The organism is Glaciecola sp. KUL10 (assembly GCF_003203515.1).
In the GTDB taxonomy this organism is placed as follows: Bacteria; Pseudomonadota; Gammaproteobacteria; order Enterobacterales; family Alteromonadaceae; genus Glaciecola.
In genome coordinates, this window is sequence record NZ_BGNG01000010.1 from 62,574 (window position 1) to 87,537 (window position 24,964).

Annotated in this window: 17 protein-coding genes and 1 tRNA gene; 9 read left to right on the plus strand and 9 right to left on the minus strand. The window is 41.2% G+C overall.

The genetic code is table 11. The features are described 5' to 3' along the window. Nucleotides 1-82 precede the first annotated feature (82 nt). Nucleotides 83-2,089 carry a DNA helicase Rep gene (gene rep, locus KUL10_RS15260; RefSeq protein WP_110429811.1) on the plus strand — a complete coding sequence of 669 codons (2,007 nt, stop codon included), beginning with the start codon at nt 83-85 and terminating at the stop codon, nt 2,087-2,089. A 4-nt stretch (nt 2,090-2,093) separates the two neighbouring features. On the opposite strand, the gene KUL10_RS15265 is transcribed toward rep, so the two are convergent. Together KUL10_RS15265 and KUL10_RS15270 are read right to left on the minus strand one after the other, a co-directional pair. Continuing rightward, nucleotides 2,094-4,730: an EAL domain-containing protein gene (locus KUL10_RS15265; protein WP_110429812.1), complete on the minus strand. Its 2,637-nt coding sequence runs from the start codon at nt 4,728-4,730 to the stop codon at nt 2,094-2,096. Nucleotides 4,731-4,789: 59 nt separating this feature from the next. Continuing rightward, nucleotides 4,790-5,149: a cytochrome c5 family protein gene (locus tag KUL10_RS15270; RefSeq protein ID WP_110429860.1), complete on the minus strand. Its 360-nt coding sequence runs from the start codon at nt 5,147-5,149 to the stop codon at nt 4,790-4,792. A 462-nt stretch (nt 5,150-5,611) separates the two neighbouring features. On the opposite strand from KUL10_RS15270, the gene KUL10_RS15275 reads away from it, so the two are divergent. Next, the gene (locus KUL10_RS15275; protein WP_110429813.1) at nt 5,612-8,854 is read left to right on the plus strand and encodes a S41 family peptidase; all 3,243 of its coding nucleotides are present in this window, start codon (nt 5,612-5,614) and stop codon (nt 8,852-8,854) included. 622 nt (nt 8,855-9,476) lie between these two features. Here the strand turns inward: KUL10_RS15275 and KUL10_RS15280 are convergent. After that, a complete protein-coding gene (locus KUL10_RS15280; RefSeq protein ID WP_110429814.1) occupies nt 9,477-9,884 on the minus strand; it encodes a PaaI family thioesterase in 408 nt (135 codons plus the stop codon). Between the two features lie 301 nt (nt 9,885-10,185). On the opposite strand from KUL10_RS15280, the gene KUL10_RS15285 reads away from it, so the two are divergent. The 3 genes from KUL10_RS15285 (at nt 10,186) to KUL10_RS15295 (ending at nt 13,628) form a co-directional block, all read left to right on the plus strand. Beyond that, nucleotides 10,186-11,376: an AraC family transcriptional regulator gene (locus KUL10_RS15285; RefSeq protein ID WP_110429815.1), complete on the plus strand. Its 1,191-nt coding sequence runs from the start codon at nt 10,186-10,188 to the stop codon at nt 11,374-11,376. Nucleotides 11,377-11,413: 37 nt separating this feature from the next. After that, nucleotides 11,414-12,472, plus strand: a complete 1,059-nt coding sequence (locus KUL10_RS15290) for an esterase family protein (RefSeq protein ID WP_158525403.1) — start codon at nt 11,414-11,416, stop codon at nt 12,470-12,472. 208 nt (nt 12,473-12,680) lie between these two features. Then, nucleotides 12,681-13,628, plus strand: a complete 948-nt coding sequence (locus KUL10_RS15295) for an alpha/beta hydrolase (RefSeq protein WP_199509273.1) — start codon at nt 12,681-12,683, stop codon at nt 13,626-13,628. 110 nt (nt 13,629-13,738) lie between these two features. Here KUL10_RS15295 and KUL10_RS18675 read toward each other — a convergent pair whose 3' ends face one another. The 6 genes from KUL10_RS18675 to KUL10_RS15320 form a co-directional block, all read right to left on the minus strand. Further along, nucleotides 13,739-13,906, minus strand: coding sequence for a hypothetical protein (locus KUL10_RS18675; protein WP_158525404.1), 168 nt, complete (start codon nt 13,904-13,906; stop codon nt 13,739-13,741). Nucleotides 13,907-14,453: 547 nt separating this feature from the next. Beyond that, nucleotides 14,454-14,530, minus strand: a tRNA-Arg gene (locus KUL10_RS15300). Nucleotides 14,531-14,630: 100 nt separating this feature from the next. Then, nucleotides 14,631-15,545 (minus strand): CHAT domain-containing protein, encoded by a 915-nt coding sequence (locus KUL10_RS15305; protein WP_158525405.1) that lies wholly within the window; start codon nt 15,543-15,545, stop codon nt 14,631-14,633. A gap of 12 nt (nt 15,546-15,557) precedes the next feature. After that, nucleotides 15,558-16,190 (minus strand): hypothetical protein, encoded by a 633-nt coding sequence (locus KUL10_RS15310; protein ID WP_110429818.1) that lies wholly within the window; start codon nt 16,188-16,190, stop codon nt 15,558-15,560. After that, entirely contained in the window at nt 16,177-16,944 is a 768-nt protein-coding gene (locus KUL10_RS15315; protein WP_110429819.1) for an RNA polymerase sigma factor, read from the minus strand. The genes KUL10_RS15310 and KUL10_RS15315 overlap by 14 nt, the downstream gene beginning before the upstream one ends. A 225-nt stretch (nt 16,945-17,169) precedes the next feature. Further along, nucleotides 17,170-18,552, minus strand: a complete 1,383-nt coding sequence (locus tag KUL10_RS15320; protein ID WP_110429820.1) for an OmpP1/FadL family transporter — start codon at nt 18,550-18,552, stop codon at nt 17,170-17,172. Nucleotides 18,553-18,683: 131 nt separating this feature from the next. Between KUL10_RS15320 and KUL10_RS15325 the strand changes: the two genes are divergently transcribed. From KUL10_RS15325 to KUL10_RS15340, 4 genes are read left to right on the plus strand one after another with little or no spacing between them, the layout of a single operon-like run. Next, nucleotides 18,684-19,283 (plus strand): uracil-DNA glycosylase family protein, encoded by a 600-nt coding sequence (locus KUL10_RS15325; RefSeq protein WP_110429821.1) that lies wholly within the window; start codon nt 18,684-18,686, stop codon nt 19,281-19,283. Nucleotides 19,284-19,318: 35 nt separating this feature from the next. After that, nucleotides 19,319-19,888 carry a glutathione S-transferase family protein gene (locus tag KUL10_RS15330; protein ID WP_110429822.1) on the plus strand — a complete coding sequence of 190 codons (570 nt, stop codon included), beginning with the start codon at nt 19,319-19,321 and terminating at the stop codon, nt 19,886-19,888. A gap of 17 nt (nt 19,889-19,905) precedes the next feature. Continuing rightward, the gene (sbcD, locus tag KUL10_RS15335) at nt 19,906-21,195 is read left to right on the plus strand and encodes an exonuclease subunit SbcD (protein WP_233499854.1); all 1,290 of its coding nucleotides are present in this window, start codon (nt 19,906-19,908) and stop codon (nt 21,193-21,195) included. Beyond that, nucleotides 21,192-24,881, plus strand: coding sequence for an AAA family ATPase (locus KUL10_RS15340; RefSeq protein WP_110429824.1), 3,690 nt, complete (start codon nt 21,192-21,194; stop codon nt 24,879-24,881). The genes sbcD and KUL10_RS15340 overlap by 4 nt, the downstream gene beginning before the upstream one ends. Nucleotides 24,882-24,964 lie beyond the last annotated feature (83 nt).

Consider the following 24,964-nt stretch of genomic DNA (forward strand, 5'->3'; position numbering starts at 1 on the left):
TTGTTATAATTTGTTGCTGCACTGATAGCTAGCGTCTTTTTTGACAACTATTAATATCTTCATTCTATTGGAAACTGAATAAATGCGCCTTAATCCTGCCCAACAACAAGCCGTTGAATATGTCTCTGGTCCTTGTCTTGTTCTTGCCGGTGCGGGTAGTGGTAAAACACGCGTCATTACAAATAAGATTGCTTATTTAGTGAGAGAGTGTGGGTATAAAGCGTCACAAATAGCAGCGGTGACATTCACTAATAAAGCTGCGCGCGAAATGAAAGAACGCGTTGGACAAACACTAGGAAAAAAAGAAGCTCGGGGGTTAAAAGTCAGCACGTTTCATACCCTTGGCTTATCTATAATTAAAAAACACGTTACCGTTTTGGGATACAAAGCTGGCTTCTCTTTATTTGACGATAAAGATACTTTTGCTCTGATTAAAGATTTAAGTGATGAACTGTACGATGGTGATAAAGACGCTATTTCGGCAGTAGTGCGTTCAATATCAAATTGGAAGAATGATTTGATATTACCTGAGCAGGCAAAAGTACAATCGAAAGATGCTCTTCAGTCAGAGCATGCGCAGTTTTATGAGCGTTACACTTCTCATATGAAAGCTTATAATGCAATGGATTTTGATGACCTCATCATGCTGCCCACTCTTTTACTGAAGCACAATGAAAGTGTCAGAGAAAAGTGGCAAATGATGCTCAAATACTTATTGGTTGATGAGTATCAAGACACTAATACAAGTCAATATGATTTGATCAAGTTACTGGTCGGGCAACGCGCAAGGTTTACCGTTGTGGGAGATGATGATCAGTCTATCTACTCTTGGCGGGGAGCAAGACCACAAAACTTAGTTTTGTTGCAAAGCGACTTTCCGAAACTAAAACTCATCAAGTTAGAGCAAAATTATCGCTCTTCTGGGCGCATATTACACAACGCCAATATACTGATTCAAAATAATCCTCACGTGTATGATAAAAAGCTTTTTTCCGAATTGGACTATGGCGAAAAGCTAAAAGTACTCGTTGCTAAAAATGAAGAACATGAGGCTGAAAAAGTCGTCGCTGAACTAATGGCTCATCGTTTCATGAACAATACTCAATATAAAGACTATGCGTTCTTGTACCGTGGCAATCATCAATCTCGTTTGTTTGAGAAGGTGTTAATGAGCAACCGTATACCATACAAAATCAGTGGCGGTATGTCGTTTTTTGGGCGTTCAGAGGTTAAGGATATCATGGCGTATCTTCGTTTGCTGGTTAATCAAGATGATGACAATGCCTTATTACGGATAATTAATACACCTAGCCGAGGTATCGGTCGAGCAACACTTGAAAAAATAGGGCATTTTTCTAATGCAAATAAACTGACGCTTTTCGAAGCGGCTTGTCATGATGGGCTCAGCTCTATTTTAACCGGTAAGTCTTTACAGTCTGTTCAGCAATTTACACGGTGGGTAGTTGAAGCTTCTGACAACGCACAAAGAGGTGACACTATCGCTGTGATACGTGACTTTATTAAAACGATGGGTTATGAAGAGTGGTTATATGAGACTAGCACTAGCCCCAAAGCCGCTGAAATGGCGATGGCAAACGTTAGTACTTTGTTTGGTTGGATCGCGGATATGCTAAAAGGAGGCGATTTAGATCCTCCAATGACCTTGCCAGAAATAATCAACCGTTTGATATTGAGAGATATGATGGAACGGTCTGAAGATGACGCCGAAGCGGATCAGGTTCAGCTAATGACTCTACATGCTTCAAAAGGTTTGGAATTTCCCTACGTTTATATGGTCGGCATGGAAGAAGGCTTGCTTCCCCATCAAAGTAGCATTGATGAAGATAATATCGAAGAAGAACGCAGACTTGCATATGTGGGCATTACACGCGCCCAAAAAGAGCTTGTGTTTAGTATTGCACGTGAGCGCCGTCAGTTTGGTGAGGTAATCGAACCCGAACCCAGTCGCTTTTTATATGAACTTCCTCAGGATGATGTTGAATGGGAATGGACTAAGAAAAAGCAGACTAAAGAAGAACGGCAAGAAAAAAGCAGTCAAGCGATTGCAAATCTAAAGAATCTTCTATGACCACCTAAGAATCAGATGATAAAGCGTCATTTGGTGATTGGTCTAAATTGCCTTCGATTTCGACGTCTATTGTCTCACCCAATAAAGCACCAACACCATATTCGCAGCCCATTTCGATTAGCGTGTCTAGTTTTTGCTGGCTGTTTATACCTTCGGCAATCACGGTTAATCCAGACTTTCTTGCAACGATAATTACCGACTCAATAAACTTAAAGTTTTTACTAGAGCGGGTGAGTGAATTAACGAAACGCTCATCTATTTTTATTAAATCGTAGGGATATGAAAACAAAAAGTTTAAAGATGCACTGCCGCTTCCAAAGTTATCCAATACTAAGCCAAAGCCGTTTCGTTTTAGTTTCTTAAGAGCAGGAATAATAAACTGGGAACGATTACTCAGTGCACTTTCAGAAAAGGCCAGCAGTAATTTATGAGACTCAAAGCCACACGAAGATACAGAGTTGATTAACTGAGAAATTAATCCCGGTTGCATCAAATGCTCCACAGACAAACTCACGCCGATTCTATCATTGGCTTTTGTTTTATCATTGCCCCATTCGGCTAACAGCTTACAGGCACCATCAAGCAAGAACTGATTGAGTTGCAAGGTCAAGCCACATTGCTCAACAATCTGCCAAAACTGCTCTTTATTGATATCGCCAAAGCTAGCATGGTGCCAGTTGATTGCGCACTCATAATAGAGTATTTCTTGAGTAGTTAAATTAACAACTGGTTTAAGCACACAATCAAACTCTTTGGCTTTGAGCGCTTTTCTAAATGCAGACTCTAGTTGAATATCTTCTAAAAGGCGCTCACGCATACTCTTGTCAAAGGTAACGTAACGGCCGCGGCCAAGGCTTTTCGCTTGATACATCGCCGCGTCAGCGTCACGTAGTACTTCTTCAGCTGTAATATATGTACTATTAAGGTGTGCAATACCAACACTGGCACCAGAGTACATTTCTTTGCCTTCTAATTTGAAAGGCGCGGAAACTGAACTGATCACACGTGATGCTACTTCTTCGATGGCCTTGATATCAGTGAAGCTATCAACCAAAATGACGAATTCATCGCCGCCAAGTCTAGCGAGTAAGTCATGGCCTCGCTTACACATTCCGACACGCCTTGCCACCTCAACCAAAAACTCATCTCCAGCATGATGGCCTAAGGTGTCATTTATGACTTTAAATCTATCGAGATCGATAAACAGCACTGCAAACTGATTTTCAGGGTGACGCCGTTTATTAGCAATTGCTAGCTCCAAACGGCTCATAAACATCGCGCGATTTGGTAGATCGGTGAGGGCATCGTGATGCGCATCATGAATCAACTTGAGTTCGATTTCTTTTCGTTGTTCGATTTGCTTTTTCAGGTACTGATTGGTTTCATGTAACTCTTCGGTGCGCTCTTGCACTTTCTCACTGAGTTGTTTGTTGTATTCTTTAAGCGCTCTTGCACTCGCTCTTCGTTCCATTGCCACTGCTATGTGGTGAGATACAAAGCGTAAAATTTCGAGGTCTTTTTGTGTATAGTCTTGGCCTTTGCCATACGTTTGTACTGCAATCACGCCTTGGACTTCATTGTCGATCATCAATGGAGAGCCCAGCCAAGAATTGCCATATTTGAGCATGTTATCCGCAACTTTTCGGTCTATTTCACCTTCATTTGCCAACTCGCCTATACGATGTTTGTCGACTAGCGATGCCTCGCCTCGCCTAATAATATATTCACTCAGACCTAAGCTTAGCTTACGTTCTTCAACAGTCTCATTGATTTCGTCACTAAAATAAGGAAAGCGCAAGCCATCTTTTTCTTCGTTTAAAACCGCGACATAACAGTTAGGTGCACTAATAAGGCCTGCAAGAATTTCGTGGAGTTTGGTATAAAAACTCTCGAAGTCTTCGTCGACGGTGGAAGACAACTCAGAAATCTGGAAGAGCGCTTGTTGAAGCTTTTCAACCTTTTGTCTCTCTAATATTTCCTCTTGTAGGTCTTCGTTAATTCGACGAAGTTGTTTTGTACGCTCTCTTATTGTGCGCTCGGTGTGCTCTCTGCTCTTGACGCGATCGACGGTTGTGACGATATGCTGTGATATGAAAGACAGGACTTCGAAATCATCGTGATTATATCTCACAGCATCGTGATAGCTTTGAACAACCACGGCCCCTATGACTTCTTCACTTCGTTTTAAAGGAACACCAATCAAATCGACAGGCGGCGTTCCAAGAATAGTAATACCTTTATCTGCTTTTATTTCTTCGATATTCTCTTTAGTTACAATAAGAGAATCGCCTGACTTTAGAATGTAGCCAGTGATGCCGCTTAATAATTTTTCTATTGGAATACTTTTAACAACGTCTTCGTCTTTTTGATCAACAAAATAAGCGAAGTCAACCTTTGCGTTTGGTTTATCATAAAAAGCAACATAGAAGTTGTCGGCGGTAATGAACCCTGAGACTATTTCGTGGACAGTTTTGTAGAGGCGCTCCAAATTACTTGCAGAGCTTGCAAGTTCGCTAATTTGGAAAAGAGCAGATTGAATTTTCTCTGCTCTTTTATATTTTTCAGTCAACTCTTGAAGCTGAGGAATGAGCTCTCTCAGTTCAGCTTCAGTTAAATCGCCTATTTTTTGATGATCCGCCATCTATCCTCAAATATGGTTTAGTATCACTAATACACTGTCGATAGGCGGTATCTTGTAACTTAAATGCCTTCGATCATATACTCGATTGCAGCTTTAATATCGTCTTCAGTGCAATCACCGCATGTTCCCATGGGAGGCATTGCATTGATCCCGTTAACTGCGTTTTTCCAAACTTGGTCAAACCCTTTTTCATCTAAGCGAGGTTGCCAATCAGCAGCGTCTTTGAGCTTGGGAGCACCAAGTACACCTGATGTGTGGCAAGCGACGCACGCTTGATTATATATATCGGCACCAGAGCGAGGTCCTGCAGCTGCTGCAGGAGCAGCGCCAGCAACATGTACCTTACCTACCGGTTTAATTCGGTTCTTTATGTCTTCTTCGGTCATATCTTGCGCGTTTACAGCTGCTCCAATAAGCATAGCAGTTGAAATGCCCAATACAGATAATCTTTTATAATTCACAGTTTTACTCCCGCTTAAAGCGTAGACTTTTTACAAATTACCCTGATTATAACGTGAAGCTTGTTCGACACAATAGTTTGTTGTGTACAATCTTGGTCTTAAAGTAATGTCGGCGATACAGCGGAGTACTTTAGTCAATTTTTAAAGCTCGAAAGGATAAACTACATTCGTAAAATTAAAGTATCGAGTGTGTGTGTAGAGTATCCGCTCTTATACCAATAGCCCCACTTCATAACGAATAACTTGTCTAGGACTTAAAGCAATTTCTCGGGACATAACATCGCTTTCAAGCTCATAAGTATGGAGCGGTTCAGATAATTCCTTCTAATTGACTGTTTTTTATTCATCAACACTGTACAGTAGAGAGAAAGACAGCATCCCCTCTGTTGTTAGTTCAATTTAGACAAGGAACCGTGGCCCATGAAGCTAATTCTCAGTATTGTGATTGTTCAACTTAGTGTGTTATCCAATTATCTATATGCCCAAGAGACTCGTCTATTAAGACAGCCAACGGTTAGTCAACAACATATTGCATTCGCCCACGCTGGTGATATTTGGTTGACCGACTTGAACGGTCAAAACAGTCGGCGCCTAACTAGCACAGGCGCTATTGAGAGTCACCCACAGTTTTCTCCAGATGGTCAGCATATTGCCTTTTCGTCGGATCGTTCGGGGACTAACTCGGTTTATGTGATGGATACAAAGGGGGGACAAGCCAAACGGCTTACGTGGCATGCTTCAGGGGGAGCTGTGCGAGGTTGGACCGTTGATGGTCAACACGTTCTGTTTACATCGGATCGAGATACGGCACCGCGTCCAATTAACCGATTATGGACAGTGCCCGCTGACGGTGGTCCGGCGACCTTGGTATTGAATCAATGGGCGTTTAATGGTGATTATTCAGACGATGGGAAACACTTAGTAATCGACCGAATGGCCCGTTGGGATACAGAGTGGCGTAATTACAGAGGTGGCCAAAACACCCCTTTGGTTGTTGTTGATCTTCAAAGCTTGCAAGAGACGATGATTAGCAATGACTCAACTATCGATATCGAACCTGTATGGGTAGGTGACAAAATTTACTTTTTGTCAGATCGAGATTGGGTTTCAAATATTTGGGAGTACTCCGTAAAGCGCAAAAAATTGAAACAGGTCACTCGATTTAGAAACGCCGATATTAAACAACTAGCTAGCAATGGTGAAATTTTGGTGTTTGAACAAAATGGAGATTTATTTCGCTACAATATTGCATCTCAGAGCACACAAAAACTCTCGATCAGCTTGATTGGTGACTTCCCATGGGCTGAAGCTCGCTGGCAAAACGTCGGTGATACTGCGGGTGCAGCTTCTTTATCACCTACTGGCAAGCGCGCATTAATGTCGGCTCGCGGTGACATTTTTACCATACCATTAGAAAATGGCAGTGTACGAAACATTACCCAAAGCTCTGACGCTGCAGATCGCGCTCCAATTTGGTCGCCAAAAGGGGATCAAATTGCGTGGTTTTCAGATCAAGGTGAGCAAGGCTATCAATTGATGCTACAGGATCAAGCCGGCCTATTGCCAGCCAAATCCTTGCCTATTGGTGAATCCAAAATGGCATGGGAGCCAAGTTGGTCACCCGATGGTAAATATATTGCTTTTGTGGATGACGATGTGCGAATTCGTATCATTGAACTGGCTACTCAAAAATTGAGGACGATCGACGTTGGCGGAACAAATTTAGAACGGGGATACAATGAGTTAACTTGGTCACCTGACTCAAATGCACTGGCATACGTCAAAACTGCCGACAATGGTTTTCAACAAATCAAGGTCTATACGCTTGATAGTCAAAAAGCTCACTTCCTCACAAATAAGTTTGCTAATTCTTTGTCACCCGCTTGGGATCAGAACGGTAAGTATCTATATTTTCTTGCTAGCACTGATTATGGATTGGATAGCGGTTGGGCCAACACAAGTGCGATGTCTGCAGAACCAGAATATGCTCCCTATGTAGTGAGTTTGTTGGCAGAACAAGTGTCACCGTTTGCGCCTAAAAGTGATGAAGAAGAAATTGCTAAAGACGATGACAGTAAAGCAAATACCACAGAAAACGACGATGAAGAGACGGCTGATAAAGACAGCAAAATCAAAATTGATTTTGCCAATATCCAAAGACGTATTTTGCCCTTACCAATGCCTGTTGGCCCTTACGCTTTTGCATTGAGCGCAGGAGAAGGTCAAGTATTCTTTGCTACTTCTGAAGGTCGACAAATTGCATTAGTAAAATTCGATCTCGAAAAGCAGAAAGCCGAGCCATTTGTCGATGGTATTGAGTCAGCAAGTATATCAGCGGATTTTAAGAAACTACTTATTAAAAAAGGTGAAAGTTGGTTTGTTGTAGATGCTGGTGGCGGCAAAGCAAAACTAGAAAAACCGCTAAATCATCAATTAATGATGCGTCTAGATCGCAAAAAAGAATGGCGCCAAATGTTTGTGGAAGCGTGGCGTTATCAGCGTGACTATTTCTACGATAAAAATATGCATGGTCGTGATTGGAATGAAGTGTTTAGTCGTTATGAACCGCTCGTTGAGCATGTTAAGCATCGTATAGATCTCACTTATTTACTCGATATGGTGAATGGTGAGCTATCGGTAGGTCACAGCTTTGTATTTGGCGGCGATTATCCAGACACTGAAAAATCGGTAGCAGGTCTGCTGGGTGCAGATTTAAGTGTCCAACAAGGGCGATGGAAATTATCTCGAATCTTTACCGCTGAAAGCTGGAATCCAAATTTAAAAGGCCCCTTGGACCAGCCGGGCCTTAAGGTTGCTGAAGGTCAGTATTTGCTTGGTATCAATGGGGAGGAACTTACCAGTAGTGACAACCCTTATCAGTTATTGGATGGTACTTTAGGCCAACAAACAGTCTTGCATATTAGCGATTCAACCGATTTTTCCGATGCATGGGAAGTCATAGTTAAACCTATCCGCAGTGAGAACGGATTGCGTCAACGCACATGGGTTGAAGATAACCGTAGGCTAGTTGATAAGCTATCAGACGGTAAACTGGCTTACGTTTGGGTGCCAAACACCTCGAATCAAGGTTTTGTATCATTCAATCGTTATTATTTCGCCCAGCAAGATAAACTCGGAGCTGTGATAGACGAGCGTTTCAATGGGGGCGGTTTGTTAGATGACTATATGGTCGATTTGATGAAGCGAAAACTTCGTGCTGCGATAACCAATGAAGTACCTAATGGCAAACCACTGTTATTGCCTGCAGGCATTAAAGGCCCTAAGGTACTGTTGATAAACGAACTTGCGGGTTCTGGTGGTGACTATTTCCCATGGGCATTTCGTCAGCAAAACGTGGGTAAACTGATTGGTGCTAAGACGTGGGGGGGCGTAGTAAAATCCTCTGTCCATTACCGCCTAATAGACGGTGGCGGGTTGACTGCACCAGATAACGCAGTGTTTGATCCAATTAACAATGAATGGGTTGGAGAAAACAAGGGAATCGCACCAGATATAGAGGTTTATCAAAATGCACGTGCGTTGAGTAAAGGAGAAGATCCTCAACTGCAGAGCGCAGTTAAAGAGCTACTCAAGCAGTTGAAGAAATCAAAGCCCATTAAAGTGAAGCCACCTGCGTTTTCAACCCCAGCAATAGAAGGTTAGCGCGTTTATCCAAAAGAATAGTTGCTTAAATAGTGAAGGAAATGGGGCTCCCTTCGGCTTCGGAGGCCATCCCTCAACTAAGCCATGATTTGTATTTTATTGATATTAAACGTCGTAGACCAAGCTGTAGAATGGTAAAGCGTTTTGTTGAATGAACAATTAAAGCCAATCAGTGTCTTTTTTATCAGGATTATGTTATCTCGACATAATTTTTCGAATCGAAAAATAGGATATTTGAAAAGTGTGAAAGACAAACAATAGATGGTGAACACAACGGAATTTTAAACTACGTCGTCTTATCTTGATTTGTTTCCTAGTAAAGAAAGCAGAGATTTTTATGAATATCTCAAGATTTTCAAAAGATTCGCCAGTATTCATTTTGGTTCTCGTGATATTCAAGCTTGTGCTTATGCTTCTGAGCTTGATGATACTGAATGCTTCCGTCAAGACTGTAAATCATCAACCTTAAGTGGACCGTTTGGTTCGCTTTTTAATTAAGTTAGACTTCAATAGGAACAAGTTTGGGAATGTTGTAACTATTGAGCTTGTTCCGCATAAGTTTTTAAGGAAGCTTTTCTAAAGGTCCGTTCTTAACGAGCTTTATGGAAAGCAAACGTCAACGTTAATTTTTTATTCGGTTGATCGTACCTTGCGCAACAGCAACGAGCTTGTCTTTTCCCTCTGCAAGTGCGTAGACTTTACATTCGCACACTGCTTGACGCTTTCCCCAAGACAAAACACTTGCTCTCGCAATTAACTGATCACCAATTGCTGGGCGCACAAAGTTAATTTTGTATTCAGAAGTTACACTATCGCCCATCACTGAGCCGCCTGCAAAAGTTAAGCAATTGTCCGCCATATAACTAACAACACCACCATGCACAAAGCCGTGCTGCTGTTTAATTTTGTCAGTAATGAGAAGGCTTAGTTCAGCTTTACCTGTTTCGAAAACATTTAATTGAGTTCCAATAAGTTGACTGAAAGGTTGAGCTTCTAATATGGCTTCACCGAATTGAAGTAAATCGTCCATACTATTATTTTTTCCTTAATGATATTTCCGATTGAATAGTTAGTTTCATTAATATTCTCCGTGGATAAACAAAAACAAAGAATCTACATTTGTTTGGAACTGAATGACGACCTGACCGAACGGTTAGTACCTTTTTATACGCTTTATATCAACCGACGTTGTGTTTAAAGAACACTTCCTTATTAAGTAAACGCTAGGGAGTTTGGGAACTTACAATAATTACATATCCTGTTTGATTTTGAGACCAAGAGCTTATAAATTATCCTCGTCAAAAATCACTTTAAAAAGGAGTTACAGTAATATGAGCTCTTTGCAAATCTCCTTGTTTGCGATTGCTATTAGCTACGGCATGCTTTGTTCTTATCGCTTTTATAGAATGAAATCAGCTCCTGCGTTTCGCCCACTTTTGGGCTTTTTAATCATTGCTACAACTGGTTATGTTGCCGAATGGTTAATGTTGCACCCTGACACTCCCTTTAAAAACGCCTGGTTATGGACAGTCATTAATTCAGCTTTACTATTATTGCCGGTATTTTGGTTTTGTATTCGCAGTCTGTTAAGTCCTGAAGCAGTACCCAAAATTAAAGCCATAGGTTGGCTTATTTCATTGGCGGTAATCACAAGTTTACCGCTGCTTACCACCACGCATTGGGGTAACACATTCAGTAATGCCATAAGTCCAACTTCTGCGTTTTACATTCTTTTTGTGCAAAGCGGTATGCTAATAAGTGCGGGTATTTACGCGGTATTCACGCCCCACCTATTGATGCGGGCTCGACAGTTAACCAATAACTCAAATAAGGCCGCGTTAGGCAACGAGCGAAAAGCACCATCGAGCTTGCATTACCAATTGGTCAATCTGCTGATACTTGCGTTAGCCACCAAGTGGATGTGTTGTTTTTTACGGGTTATTCACTGTGCTTTTGGCGTTGAAGATGGAGGATACCTTCTCAATGTTGTGATGACCTTAGATATTGTGGTTACACTCTGGGCACTATCGCAAATATTTAAACTGTTGCCATCCCAAATTGAAGATGATGTTGTCAATAAATCGTCTGAGGATATTGTTCCCAATATACCTAACAAATATCAAAATTCAGGGGTCAACGCAGTGACTCGTCAGCGCATTTTAACAAAGTTGAGAGACGCCTGCGATAAGAATGGATTGCACCGGCAGTCAAGTGTAAGCCTCAAAACACTAAGTGAAAACTTGTGTGAAAAGCCCCATTATATTTCACAGGTGATGAATCAGGAGCTAGGTTGTAATTTCTATAGTTGGTTAAATCAGCAGCGCATCAAAGATGCTTGCGAGCTTCTTGCTGCCAACCCTGAAGCTAAGGTTATCGATATTGCCGAGCAAGTTGGTTTCAACGCAAAATCTACGTTTAACAGCGCTTTTCTTAAGCAAACAGGGTACACGCCGCGTCGGTTTAAACAAAGCTTAAAAAAAGGTACTAACCGTACGGTCAGGTCGTCATTCAGTTCCAAATAAGAGAATGTTTTCTGTACTTTATCTACGGGGAATATTAATGAAAATCACCTTTAAAATTATATGTAAATACACTCTACAATTTTTGGCGTTATGGAGCTTTTTATTTTCAGGCTTTAGTGCCGCAGGTTATATTGAGAAACAAGTGTTACATGCTAAAACACTGGAAAACAATTTACTGGGCATAGATCCCAAACGCGAGGTATTAATCTACTTACCCGATTCCTACGCCAACAACATCAAACGGTACCCGGTGGTATATTACTTCCATAATAAATGGTGGAGCAATACACAGCTATTTGGAGAGGGTTACAATCTTAAATCTGTTCTGGACTCAGCCATAAAGGCGGGAAAACTGGATGAAGTCATCGTCGTCGCAGGCGATTTCACCTCTCCTCAAGATGGCGCATTTTATAGTGACGCCCCTAGTAGTGGTCGCTGGTTATCTCATATTAACGACGAGCTCATTCCTTTCATAGAAGAAAATTACCGAACTCAGAACGGATTGCGTATCGGCGTGGGAGATTTCTTTGGTGGTTACGCAGTCATGCGCCTAGCTATGGATTTTCCGGGTATTTTTACCGCTGTTTATGCTATGCACCCGGTAGGTACTGATGAAGGGGAAGTGTCCAATACAACACTTCCTGATTGGCGCACATTAAACACAGCACAAAGCTGGGAAGAGCTCTCTGGAAACAACTATAATCGAGTATTTATGGCGATGGCACAAGCCTACCTACCAAACCCAAATAAGCCCCCATTTTACGCTGATCTTATGATCGAGCTAAAAGACGAACAACTTGTTGTTAACAGTGACAATGTGCGTAAGTTATATCAAAATTTTTTACTGCGTGATTTAGTGCCCTATAAAAGTGAGGCGCTAAAACAACTCAGCGCTTTTTATATCGATTGGGGGCGTATTGATCCTACCGTTAATCATGTCCAAGGCAACCAAAGATTCACGCGGTTATTGTTAAATTATGGTGTTGAGCACGAAGCTGAAGAATATAACGGAGGCCCTTGGGATAAAACCTGGGGTGAAGGTGGGCGAATACATACGCGAGTGTTGCCTTTTATTCAGAAAGTGATACAGCAGTAAAAGCTGAACGAATATCAATAAATGACTCTCTCATCGACATCAAATCCATTGGCTGGCTTTGGTGTCGAATTCTAAAACCGGCTGAGTTACTTTGGATTAACCTCCAAAGCCGTAAATAGCGGCGATGGTTACGTCAATAACTCTTTCTTTCGGCAAGTGATGCCACTGTTTTAGATTGAGGTAAATAAAAAAATAAAAGGAACAAGCAATGCAGCTCAAAATATCAATGCCAATTTTCCTAGTGTCACTGTGTTTATTTTTAAATGCCTTTGCCACATTAGCTGAAACACAAATGACAGTGTCATCAGGCAAACTGGTCACCATCAAAGCATTTCCGTCCAACTTTATTAATGAACGTCAGGTAATGATTTGGCTTCCAGATGGGTACAGTAAGTCTAAAAAATACAGTGTGCTCTACATGCATGATGGACAAATGCTATTCGATGCTTCTACCACATGGAATCAGCAAGAATGGGGCGTAGATGAAACTGCAGGGCAATTGCAAAAAATGCAGCAAACTAAACCTTTTATTGTGGTCGGTGTGTTCAATGGTGACTCATTACGCTACTCAGAATATCTACCGCAAAAACCTTGGGAAGCATTGTCCGAAGAACAACAGCGCCAGGTTGCAGGGTTTGCTACAACACCCGAAAAATTACTGCCAGCGAATTTTATTCGTTCAGACAATTATCTAAAATTCCTAGTTAAAGAGCTAAAACCATACATTGACGAACATTACGCTGTGCATACCGATAGAGCCAACACTTTTGTTGCCGGATCAAGCATGGGCGGGTTGATATCTATGTATGCTATAGGTGAATATCCTGAAATCTTTGGCGGCGCAGCTTGTATTTCTACCCATTGGCCGGGCTCAAGCGTACTTGAGTGGACGTCCATGACAGACCAGCTGCTCTATTATTTGAAAACCTCTGTACCAGCATCGGGTGATCATCGGATTTATTTTGATTATGGCGACCAGACACTGGACGCTCTTTACCCGCCTATGCAAAATGCCGCCGACCAAATCATGCATGAGAAAGGCTATAACCAGAGCAATTGGCTAACGGTTTTCGCCAAGGGCGCTGCTCACGATGAAGCGTCTTGGCGAGCAAGGCTGCATCGGCCACTAAGATTTTTGATGAATGAAAAAAAGTAATCTTGCATATTACAATTTAGTTAATGCAAATAAAGAAATAAATAACGAAACTGTATTGATTATATTTGCCGTATTTTGGTCAAAGCTATGTGTAGCATCGAGGTGGAAGGTTACAATGTTGTTGAATTCTTTGCTGTAACGAGCAAGTATTTCGGACTTGCCATCTCCACTGCGACCGCGTAAAAAATGGTTTTCTTTTCAGTTTGAGCTGTTTCACTAAACGCATCTTTGAAGTCTTGCTCAATCTTTGTTGGGATATATAGGTATTGTTTTACCATATCAAGCTGTGCTGATGTAGCCTAAGTCTGCTCTTTCGATACAGCATTTGGTGAAGACTTAGATAAAACACTTAATATGCCTCTAAAACATACTTTAACTCTCTTAAAGCTATCACATCATAATTTTGATTCGAACAGTCGTATGCGCAAGTACAAGTAAGTAGCTATACACAAGATAATTCCATCTATTGAACGAACTGCACTGTAGCTACAATCCTTAATAATATCAAAATAATCAAACATATAAGAAGTGAAGCCGGTGCTCGATACTAAAGGATATAGTCTTCCAAAGTGTTGACGATTATACGTCAGGTTTTACTTTTTGAGGGAGGGGGCAGTGACAAGCCCTTTCTTCTATTGTAAAAAGTTTGCGATGATGCCATAGAAGTAATTGAATCTAGGTTGGTTATACAAGAAATCGATTTAAACTTTTAATTACCATCTTTACGTTAATACAGCTCTATTCATTAGTTGGGGTTACGGTGAGGTCACGCCTTTAAAAAAGGAATAAAATTGTCACAACTGCCGACACTCAAAAAAAAGAAAATGGCGCTCCCGACGCGATTCGAACGCGTGACCTTCGGCTTCGGAGGCCGACACTCTATCCAGCTGAGCTACGGGAGCTAACAATGAGGCAAAAATTTTGCGTCGCGAATGTTAACACAATTATTAAGGCGGGTTACAAGAAGTTTGTGTTCAACTTAAATCAGCTGTTTAGAATTGCTTAAACCTTAAACATCGTAAAGCCAGCCCAGTAATACGGTTTTTCTTCTCCGTATTTTTTTGTCATTCGTTCTATCGCTGTTTGAAATGCTGATTGTGCTCTGTTTGATTCTGACATTGCATGGTAGAAGCTTTGAATAAAATTTTGAGCAACATCCTCTGGTATGTCCCATATTGATTTCAATCTTATTTTTGAACCATCCTCAATAATAGTCGATAACACCTGCTTGGTTTTATAGTTGTTAAGCGTCAACATACATTCTCTATTACAAATACTTTCAAAATGATCGACGCACAAAAAGCCCTTCGCATCTATGGTTGCATTGTTTTGCAAGTTTGTTGAGGACGTTTTGGTGTTGCCAGTGGTCTTTATTAAAGAAAAATATGGCAGTTCACAGAGTTTGCCCAATCCGGCGATAGTTAATGTTGATTTGATATGATTAGTGACTTCCGGAGGAAGTAGCTTTTTTGAAATTGTATGAACATTTTGCGTGAACAAGTGTTTAGGTTGGCTCAACATGTCAATATAGCCGACAATACTTTCGTCAATATCGTCAATATGACCCACATCAAAATGCTGTAGGCGTGTTTTATTGACTAGCAAGCCACTGTATCGTTCTAGACTTCTTAGATACACGATCACGCTTTGATTTTCGCTTATTAAGTTTTGTAGGTCACTAACACGGGTGGTTTCTTGTTCCATCGACTGCTTTTGGCAAAACTCTTCATCATCAAACCAAAGAGGCAACTCCAAAGAGTGTTGTCGATCACATAACGCAAGATACCAACTGTGTTGTATTTGTTTCACTATGGCTGAAAGCTGGATTGTATTTGCAGCATACTGCTTACTATCACTTCTTGTATCAATGTGCTTTTCTGAGCTTTCAAAGTGACTTCCATGCACTTTGATTGACATAGTTTTCCTCATTTACTCAATTATCAATTTGAAACCTTGTATAACAATAGTTTCGCCTTTGTTGTTTTTTAACTCGACTTGATAACTTCCAGAATCGAGATTTTCCGTTTCTAAATGTAAAAACGCCTCGCTCGACGTGCTTACTTTAATATCTTCTATTTGGCTAATTGTATTGTAGTTGCCATCTACTCTTTGTTTGATAACGCCTGTGAGTGAGCCGGGCGATTGGGCATCAACATAAATTGCAATGATGAATCCACTGTTTGCTGCTTGGCGAATAACGGTGTCTTCGGCACGTATCGAGCGCATTGTTTCCAAGTATATTATTTGATCTATACTATGAACGTGCTGGTGACCAGTGACAAAATTAAACTGGAATATCGAAAACACAAAGACTGCACTTACTAAGGCGCCAGCACTAAAAGGCATCGCAAAGCGCGCCCAAAATGACCTTGTCGCCCGTTGTTCTTCAAACAAATTGGCATGTTGCTTTATCGCGAGATTCAACTCCAAGTCATCAATTAATTCTGGTTTATCCAATATGAATTCTTCAAACGCAAGTTGTTGCTCAGCTGTCAAACGTCCTTGTTGATAGTCAAGCTTGGTACTTTCTGCTTCAAACCACTGCCTATCAAACTGATTCATTGTTAGCCTCTACATTATTGTTGCGTGCAAACTCATTTTCGGTAATTGTTAATGGTAAGTGTTGGTTGAGAGTGTTTTCTCCCACTTTATTATTAGTATTTAAACTAAGCTCTAATAATAGATGTGAATTAAGTAAGCTAAAAATACCCACCACGAGTCCTAATATTTTTCCTAAGTGTGAAGGTGTTATTTTTAAGTTGTGCATCAGTTTTTGTTTTAAGCGATCACGCGCGCGAAACAAAACCCTGTCAAAGTGTTGGTTGCTTAGGTTGAGGTTTTCACAAACAACTTCTTTGGGTTGCTCATACAGGAAGGTCTGAATAATTATGTCTCGGTCACGCTCTTGGTTTAGCTCTTGAATGACCTCTAAGACAATCTTTCGGACTTGTGTATTTTCAATTTGATGGCTCGAGGACGGTGTGTCACTTGGAAACAAGTGGTCGATGTTTTCGTTACTGTCTGTTTTATGGCGAGCTTGTTTACGCTTTTGGTTGACAAGAAGATTGATGCCCGTTTGACGAACAAAGCTCGATAGTCCCCTAGCACTGGTTATTTGGCCATTTCTTGCTTTTTGAATAACAATAATAAGCGCATCTTGTGCTAAATCTTCGGCTAAAAAATGGTCATTACACTGTCGGTTCAAAACAAATACTAAACCGCGCCAAAACTTATTAATCAGTTCTGACTCTGCCACTTGGTTGCCTAAAGCAATCTCTCGCAACAGTTGTGAATTAACGTCTACCTCACCGTCCATGATGTCATCCTCTCAAGGTGCTAACTTGAACTTAGTGGATGTTTGAATTTTACACAATAGCACTTTTGGGTGATCGAGTCGTTTATTGAATCATTCTTCCAAAGAATAGAGCCCAAAGCATTGAAAGTTCAATGCTTCTTCTATGGTTTGTATTTTCAAACACAAACCTTGTTAATTAAATGTTACATTTGAAGTGAGGTTTTTTTATCGCCTAATAAAAAATCATCAGAAATTTAAGCTAAAGAAAAACAGCAATACTTTCTTTTGCATATCGGAGACATCGAATTCATTATTAGTGGGATACAAATCAATTCCTGTGATTTGTTCGACTGCTCTGACATCTGCAACTCTCACTTGTCCTGAACCAAACTTGGCGTAACCACCGAACGTTACAGGGATATCAAACAAGTTAGTATCAATTGATGCGCTAATGCCTAGCAAGTCAACATCTTCTACGCGTTGAAAATCAATCGCAGGGTCGATAGCAATATTCGATTTATCAGTAAATATACCCACTCTAAATTGACTCTCTGTGCCAAGCTTTTTGCTTACTCCCAATGCAAAGTTGGTAACAGATTTAAAATCTCTTGTGATCGGAACAGGAAACCCCTCTAGCCGCTCTACACCATCATTTGTCGACAAGTGATGCTGCACATCAACACTAAATTGCCACTCTCCAAATTCTCTGGCGACGCCCAGCGCAATATTAATGGGTAGCTTTTGTTTGCAACAGGCTTCTTCAGGTACTAGCAGTGCGGGCGTTACGCCAGGTAGGCTGGGGTCGACGCCCGCAAAAAAGGCAGTAGAAACCATTTCATAATCACGGTTGATCACCATTGGAACATTTAGCTTCGCGCCGAAACTTACTTTGTTTGTTTTATAAAGGGCCGATATAGACGGTATTGTAACGATATTAATATCATTAAACCTGGCGGTTGCCTGAGCACCAGTATTGATCGAATCACTTGCTGATATCGGCAATGATATTTGTGTACCAGAAGACTGATCAGTCTGAAATGTACGATATTCAATCCCTAAAGAAAGGCCAATTGAAAATTCAGTTGTTAATTGTTTAGCGCCAGCAAAATATAACTGATAAGCACTATTATCAATATCAATGTTGATGAACTCTTTTACATTTAATGGGATGCCGGTTGCAATGTCTATTGTGTTATATTCGATGACATCACTTGAACGCTCTTGACTAAAATCGTTAACGACAAATGCTAAGCCATAATGCCAATCTCTAAACTGTTTTTTGAATCCAAAAAAACCTGGGACCACTGAGAACGCGCTTCGAGTGAAGTCTGAGCCATCACCATAGACAGCTTCAAAAACCGTTTCTTCCCATGCGAAGGTATTTATTGACGCCATATTGCCATCTTTGATGGAGGCAAGACCAGCAGGATTGTAATGGATTGCAGATAAATCATCAGCTACACCGGTAAATGCGCCGCCCATTCCTACCGCATTTTTACCAATTAATAAGTTGTTGTGATGGTATTCATCTGCAATGGCAGACGATGCCACCACAAATAGAAGACTCATAGATAGTTTTTTGATTATAGAGGTTTTGTGTAAAACCTTATCGAATGAACGTTTTGACATATTTTTACTTCCTTTTACTAGCATTCTTGAGTACTAGTGTCACTGTCCTTATATTTATTTCACCAAGGTATTGTATTTCTTTCAATGTTGCTACGGTGCACATATAGGAAAATAACATTATAAAAACAACTATGCCATTTGCACAGGGCCTTAGTCTGCCGCAAGACTGCTTAAAGCTAGACGCATGCAACCACTGCGAAGCTCATCTTCCCCTTGGTCCTCGGCCGATCTATCAACTAGGGCCTGAAGCCAAAATTTTAATTGCTAGCCAAGCACCAGGTCTTGCCGCTCATAATTCTGGTATTGCTTTTGATGATCCCAGTGGTGTGCGATTACGCGCTTGGATGGGACTTGATGAATCTGAATTTTATGATGCCAATAATATCGCCATACTTCCGATGGGACTGTGTTATCCCGGCAGGGGGAAATCGGGTGACTTGCCCCCGAGGCCAGAGTGTGCCCAAATATGGAGAAAGCCGCTGATGTCTCAGTTATCAAAGGTTAAACTCACACTCATTATTGGTCGGCATGCCTTAAAATGGCATTTACCCGAGCATAAGCACACCCCTTTGCAAGCTGTGGTGCAAGGCCAAGATTTTGAAAACGCGCGCAATATCGTACTGCCACACCCAAGCCCTCGCAATAATATTTGGTTGGCAAAAAATAGGTGGTTTGAGGCTGAAACAGTGCCTATGATACAGCAACGTATCAAGGTGCTGTTACGTGATTAATTATTGCATAATAAATTGATAAACAAGGAAACAACATGAAACTTATCGGTTCTACCACTTCACCCTTCGTTAGGCGTTTGCGTTTGTTTTTAGACGGCGTTGATTATCAGTTTGAGCAGGTCGATATTTTTAATCCAAGCGATAGAGCGTCTTTGATAAAAGAAAACCCAACTTTAAAAATCCCAATGCTTAAAGACGGTGAGCAAGTGATTTTTGATTCAGGGCTTATTTACCGCTATTTAGTTGCGAAGTTAGGCACACAAGCTTTGTCATGGGATCAACAAAATGCCTTGGTCAGTATCGATTCGGTCAACGATGCTTTGGTAAACATGTTCATTATTGAGCGTTCTGGTATCGATAATTCACAAGATAAAATGTACTTCAATATTCAAAGAGAGCGCGCGGTAACAGTATTTACCTATTTAGATAAATTAGCTGAACAAGGTATGTTTGAAGAGTGGAACTACCTTGCTATCTGTTTGTATTGTTTGCTTGATTGGAGTGAATTTAGAGAGCGTTATGACTTCAGTCAGCATCAAAATCTCATGGCTTTCTACACTCAAAACAAAACCAGACAATCGGTGATCGATACCGACCCGCGATAGAGAGCAACCAAGGTTTAATGATGAAGTTTATTCATACCTCTGATTGGCATTTGGGGCATTCGTTAAAGGGTAAAAGTCGGCACAGCGAGCACGAACAGTTTTTGGCGTGGTTGTACGAACAGGCGCTAGTTCATCAGGTCGACGCCCTAATTGTCGCGGGCGATATATTTGATACGAGTGCACCCTCAAGTCGAGCGCGTGAAATCTACCAAAGCTTTATCGCCAAGCTTTCTCACACTAATATCCAGTTAATTCTACTGGGCGGTAACCATGATTCCGTAGCGGTATTGAATGAATCGAAAGCTATCGCTGCAGAATTAAATGCTTTTGTGATCCCAAGCACGGGCATGGCGATTGATGAGCAAGTCTTAACACTGCGCGAGCCTGAATCAAACAATGCCTTAGCCGTTGTTTGCGCCGTGCCATTTATCCGAGCAACTGATGTGCTGCGCAGTGAAGCTGGACAAGACGATAGTACCAAGAAAAAAGCATTGGGCGAAGCAATTACGCAACACTATGCAACACTTTTCGAGATGGCAAAAGTAGAGCAAGCCAAAATAGAAACTGCCGAAAAGCGTACCGTTCCAATTATTGCCACAGGTCACTTAACCGCGGTCGGCGCGAGTTTGAGTGAAAGCGTACGAGAAATTTATATTGGTACTTTAGAAGCGTTTCCGGCCAATAACTTTCCAAATGCTGATTACATTGCGTTGGGGCATATCCACAAACCACAAATCGTCGCTAAACAAGACCATATACGATATTGTGGATCACCTATTCCTTTGAGTTTTGATGAAATCTCTTATCAGAAAAAGGTCAATCTTGTCAGTTTCACCGATGAGAGCAACAGTCCTGAAATCACTGAAATTAACGTCCCATTATTCCAAGCTTTGAAAACCATAAAAGGCGACTTAGCGAGTATTGAAGCGCAAATTGCGACTTTAAAAGAAACCCTAAATGGCCAATCACTTTGGTTAAATGTAGAGGTTGAAAAACAGGATTATTTAGCCGATTTAAATCAAAAAGTACTCGATATGTTGCAAGGCTCAGCTATTGAGTTATTAGCGTTAAAACGTAGTGCGAACAAAGATGTTCAGTTAAAACAGTTGCAAGCCACACAAACATTGGATGATTTAAACCCAGATTTGGTCTTTGAAAAATTGTTATCTTTTAGAGAGATAAGTAAGAATGATGAGTCTTATATGCCGTTAAAAGCACTGTTCAATGAGATTAAAAATGAAGTTGAAACGGCTCAGATTGAGAAGGAAGAAGCATCAGATAAACCAGCGGTTGACGATCCATTATGAAGATCTTATCCGTTAGCTTTGAAAACCTTAATTCGCTTAAAGGAAAGTGGAAGATTGATTTCACTACCTCCACTTTTACCGACAATGGCTTATTTGCCATCACAGGAAATACTGGCGCGGGCAAAACCACTATTTTAGACGCGATATGCTTAGCGCTTTACCACCGCACGCCGCGTTTGGGGCTAATCTCGCAAACATCAAATGAAATCATGACGCGCGGCACAGGGCAATGCATGGCAGAGGTTGAATTTGATGTAAAAGGTAAGCAATACCGAGCGTTTTGGTCTTCAAAACGAGCCAGAGGTAAAGCTGAAGGCAACTTACAACCGATTCAATGTGAGTTAGCTGAAATCGCCTCAGGCAAGATATTGCAAACTAAGCTGTCAGAGAAAATCACGCTGGTTGAGAGCATCACAGGGCTTGATTTTCAACGATTTAATAAGTCGATGATGCTATCGCAGGGCAAGTTTGCCGAGTTTTTAAATTCTAGTAAAAATGAGCGTGCGGCTTTGCTAGAAGAGATGACGGGCACCGAGATTTACAGTGAGATTTCGATCAAGGTCTTCAACCGTCATAATGAAGCACAACAAGCACTAACAACGCTTAAAAAAGTAGCTGAAAACGTGACCTTGCTCAGCGAAGAAGAGCGGGTTGAACGACAACACGAACTAGCAGACATTAACCAAACACTTGGACAAACCACTACAAATATAGCGGAATTGAGTCGTTGTTCAAAATGGCTACAAGACATGCGGCAGGCGCACGCAAAACTTGATGACGCAAAAAGTTGTGTGGATAGCACAGAGCAAGCGATTAAAAACGAGCAAGCTTCCTTTAATCAGCTCGAAGCGGCAAAAAAAGCAAACACAATCAAACATGAATATGAGAAGTTAAGGAGTGCTAGAAACGCGTTAGATGAGCGCATAAGCGACACTGAGCAACTCAAGACGCAGCTTGTTAAGGCAGAGCAAGATTACGCACTTGTCAAACAAGCAAGTGATACTGCACAACAAGCTTTTCAAGATAAAGAGCACGCGGTAGAAGCTGAAAATCACCTGATTCAAAAAGAAGTATTGCCTTTAGATACATCGTTAATACAGGCTGAGCAGAGACTGCAAGCGCTCAACGCTCAAATCGAAGAATTGACTGCTTCGATTAAAGATGTGACTGAACAAAAGCAGACAAGTGAGCAAGACCTAAACGTGGCTTTACAACAATTAACGAAAGTCAATGAAGCGCTCAGTTCATCAACACTGTTGCTAGAGCACCAATCGACGATCAATGATTGGAAAACCTTTTTACATCAAAAGCATCATCAGTCTCTTCGCCTCAATGAGCTTCAACAGAAGCAGAATGATGAAGCTCAACTTCTCGTTCAAAAACAAAGTGAATTAAAAAAAGACGCTCAGCTTATTGCTGACAAACAAGCAGAAATTGATGCTAAAAAAGAGGCGCTTTCTGGGCTATCTGTTGAGAAAGATCTAGCCGCGTCAATTCAACAAGCAACGCAAGAAAAACAGCGTTTAGAAAAACTGATAAATATTGATTTTGTCACGCTAAGCGATACTCAAAAAGCTTACCTTCGAGCACTATCATCCCAGCAAAACACGCTTGCTAAGGTCAGCGATTTAGAAACGCAAAGAGTCCAAGAAGATCAGAAGTGCAAAGACCTGCGACTCGATTATAGAAAGACTGAAGCGCAAATTGAAAATATCCAACTACTATTGACGCAAGATGAGCAATTGGCGCAATTTCGATTGGCTCTCAAAGAACATGAAGCATGTCAGTTATGCGGCTCAACAGAGCATCCCAATATCGACCATAGCAACGACAATACAAGCTTGATTGACAAAGATAGCAAGGCAGCGGAGTTGGCTGAACTACAAACACAATTGAGAGAAATTACAGAAAAAGGCACTGATTCAAAAGCCTTGCTTGAGCAGGCCATTACTAACCTTGACATCTACCGAAACGAACTGCAAAAAACAGATGAGATATTACGCGAGCTTCGGACGAAGTGGGGCGCGAGTTTATCTACCGAATCCATTGCTATTGAAGATAACGACCAGCTTAATGACCTAGTGAACTTGACTCAGCAAAAATACGATAAGCTTTGTCAGCAAATCGAACACGAACAAGTGCTTTTCAATAATCAACAGACACTAAACGAAAGCCTAGATAAACTGCAAGTTGAACAAGAGCTGGCGCTAAACAATCAAAGCTATATTGAAAAAGAAATAAAACGCTTGGGCGCAAGTAATGACAAGCTGTCGGTTGAGATTAATACGCTTAGCGATGAATTAAATCGAGCTGATACAAAGGTTTATGCTCAATATCAATCCTTGAATTATGATCCACAGCCTTGTGCTAGAGAAGCGTTAAGCACTAGGGTAGAGGAATTGATAGCCTTACTGGATCAAGCGTTGAGTCAACAAAAACAACAAGTTGATGTTCAACAGACTATTTCAAAACTTCAACTAGCCCTATCACCTATCGAAAGTAAATTGGAACAGCTTGTTGAGACAAAAGGAAAGTTAGCGGTAGAAGCGGATGAGTTAAGTGAAAAGTGCCAAACCCTTATAACAAAAAGAAATACTTTCTTTGACGGCGCATCGGTTGAAAGCATCCAAACGGCCAGTAAACACAAGCTAGCTGACTTAAAAGAAGCACGAGATAAGTGCTTGAAGCAAGAGGCTGATGCAAAACAGACTCTGGTGCAAATTCAAACACGATTAGAGGCCTCAGTGTCACAAACTCAAAGCTTACAGACTGATGTGGATGGTTTTGAAACAAAATGGGCGGATACGCTAAAAGCATCTGCTTTTAGCACCCAATCAGAATTTGAAGCGTCGCTGTTGGATGAGGCTGATTTCAATGAGCTTAATGCTCTACAGATACGCTTGAACAAACAACTTGAACAGGCAAAAAATACCCTTTCAACCATTCAGGCTGACATCGATAAATTAGCAGAAGATCCAAATGCGAGTGAATACCAAAAAGAAACACTCGAACGCGTTCAAGCCTTACTCACCGAACTCACGACGCAAAGAGATGGTTTATTGAGTCAGCAAGGCGCATTAAATCAGGCGCTAGAAACTGATAAAGAAAACAAAGCAAAATTTGAGCAACAACTTGAAAAGATCGCGATTCAAGAAAAAGTGTGTGAACAACTCGGTCACTTAAATAGTCTGATTGGCTCTGCAAAAGGTGATGCATTTAGAACATTCGCCCAAGGCTTAACCCTAGACTATTTGACGCATTTGGCTAACCAACGGTTAGAGCAGTTACACGCGCGCTACCAATTAAAGCGATCCGACAGTAAAAATTTAGAACTAACCGTGTGTGATACTTGGCAAGGTGATATTCAACGTGACACCAAAACCTTGTCAGGCGGTGAAAGCTTTTTGGTGAGTCTTGCATTGGCCCTAGCGCTTAGCGATTTGGTCAGCAATAAAATCAGTATCGATTCATTATTTTTAGACGAAGGCTTTGGTACCTTAGACAGCAATACCTTGGACATGGCGTTAAGTGCGTTGGAACGTTTGAATGCCTCGGGTAAATTAATCGGCGTGATCAGCCATATTGATTCACTAAAAGAGCGTATTCCCGTGCAAATAAAAGTCTCTAGTGAGGCGGGCGCTGGGGTCAGTCGATTAGAAGACTGTTATAAAGTCGCACAGTCTTAAGATAGCTTACTTGGGACAGCTTGTTGAGACAGTCTCACAGGCTGGTTGTATTTTGAGCAGCCTATGGCATTGTATTTGCTTAA